Annotated in this window: 1 protein-coding gene; it reads right to left on the reverse strand. The window is 32.6% G+C overall.

Annotated features, from left to right (window positions below):
* Positions 1-620: MSCRAMM family protein (locus MKO96_RS29205; RefSeq protein ID WP_276314296.1), on the reverse strand; the 620-nt coding region annotated here is incomplete at both ends.

Raw genomic sequence — 620 nt, forward strand, 5'->3', positions numbered from 1 at the left:
TTTTGCTGTCTTTATCTACTTTTGTAATTTCTACTGAACCTTTATCTAACTGTTCATTTTCTACTTTCAATGATTGGACTGTTGTCATACCTTTTGTAATTTCGAATAATACTGGATCTGTTAGCTTTTTGTAGCCTGGTAAACTTTTCGTCTCTACTAATTTGTACTTCCCTACTGATAAATCAGAGATTTTTGCTTTACCATCTTTATCTGTTTTTACTTCTGTTACTACTTTGCCTTGCTCATCTTGCACTTCGAAGACTACGCCTTCTAATACTTTTTGACTATCTTTATCTATTTTTGTAATTTCTACTGAGCCTTTGTCTAACTGCTCATTTTCTACTTTTATTGCTAAAGCTTTTGTCATACCTTTTTTTATTTCAAATGGTACTGGTTCTGTTAGCTTTTTATAACCCGGTAAGCTTTTCGTCTCTACTAATTTGTACTTTCCTACTGATAGATCTGAAACGGTTGCTTTTCCTTCTTTATCTGTCGTTACTTCCTTTACTACTGTTCCAACTTCATCTTGCACTTCAAAGACTACGCCTTTTAATGCTTTTTTGCTGTCTTTATCTACTTTTGTAATTTCTACTGAACCTTTATCTAACTGTTCATTTTCT

This window comes from Bacillus sp. ES1-5 (assembly GCF_022487605.1).
Taxonomy (GTDB): Bacteria; Bacillota; Bacilli; order Bacillales; family Bacillaceae_G; genus Bacillus_A; species Bacillus_A wiedmannii.